The 1,248-nt window shown below is 68.2% G+C and carries 1 protein-coding gene; it reads left to right on the top strand.

What is annotated here, in order from left to right; translation table 11 throughout:
• The first annotated feature begins 465 nt into the window (after window positions 1–465).
• A complete protein-coding gene (locus I55_RS24815) occupies window positions 466–1,170 on the top strand; it encodes a TetR/AcrR family transcriptional regulator (protein ID WP_083901407.1) in 705 nt (234 codons plus the stop codon).
• Window positions 1,171–1,248: the final 78 nt, after the last annotated feature.

Genomic DNA, 1,248 nt, shown 5'->3' with positions numbered 1-1,248 from the left:
GACCATGGCCCCCAGGACCAGCCGGCCAGCAGGGGCGCCCGGAACTTCCATTTATTCAGCAGGGGGCGCAGGNCTTCCGCCAGGGCCCCCACCCTTGGCCGCCGCCGCCGGTGAGCCGCCATGCCCCGGCAGTTCGGGCGCGATCCACCGGAAATCCTGGGCCAGATTCGCCAACTGGGCTTGAAGAAGCCGCCATGGGTGGCCCAACCATGCAGCAACACCAGGGGGCGCCCGCGCCGGCGGTACGGCAGCCTGGATGCCCCCTCCGTCCCGGTGGCAGGCGCGCTTCAGCCCCGCCCGGCCGATCCCCGGCCTGTCGCCCCAGTTCGTGCATCGGTGTTTCCCGCGCTTCGTGGTATCCACCGACAGTGGTGCCGGCGGATCGTCCTCCCGCCGTCATGCTTGCCGCAAGATGAAAGTTGAGTCAACGTTCAAGTTCGAGAAAGCGAGAGAGGGAGGTTGGGCATGGCGCGGACGCGGGACGCGGCGAAGCAGGTCGCGAGCGGCGATGAAGCCGATGCCACGGCGCAAAACGGGGTGGGTGGGGGGCCGGAAACAGAGGTGGCGTCCACGGACTCAACAAGCGCCGACAAGACGCCGCGCACCGAACGGGGCAAGCGCACCTTGCGCAAGCTGCTGGACGCGGCCGCCCTGGAATTCGGTGAGCGCGGCTTCCATGAGGCGTCGGTCAGCGGCATCACCCAGCGGGCGGCCGTGGCGCTGGGCACCTTCTACACCTACTTCGACAGCAAGGAGTCGCTGTTCCGCGCGTTGGTGGAGGACATGGGGGCGCTGACCCGCCGCTGGATCGCGGAGCGGGTGGCCGGCGCGCCCGACCGCCTGACGGCGGAACGCCTGGGCCTGGAGGCGTTCATCGAATTCGTGCGGGCCCATCGCAACCTCTATCGCATTGTGATGGAGGCGCAGTTCGTTGCCGAGGATGCCTACCGGCGCTACTATCAGGTGTTCGCCGACGGCTATATCGCTGGTTTGGAGTCGGCCAAGAAACGGGGGGAAATCCGCGAGGGCGACGTGGAGGTGCGGGCCTGGGCCCTGATCGGCATCAGCGTCTTCATCGGCCAGCGCTACGCCGTCTGGGGCGACGATCGCCCGGCGGCGGAAATCGCGGCGGAGGCGGCCGACTTCATCGGCCAGGGGCTTAAGCCCTGAAGTGGCGAGGCATTCATAGGACCATTCCGCAACCGGAACAGTACGGGGAGGGGCGTCCGGCCTGATCATGTGGGATCT

It is taken from the genome of Azospirillum sp. B4, assembly GCF_000333275.1.
Taxonomy (GTDB): domain Bacteria; phylum Pseudomonadota; class Alphaproteobacteria; order Azospirillales; family Azospirillaceae; genus Nitrospirillum.
This window is presented reverse-complemented; position numbering and strand designations above follow the sequence as displayed.

What these genes read in the sequence shown, in the direction of transcription:
- I55_RS24815 (WP_083901407.1), top strand. Translation starts at nt 466, where the DNA reads ATGGCGCGGACGCGGGACGCGGCGAAGCAGGTCGCGAGCGGCGATGAA.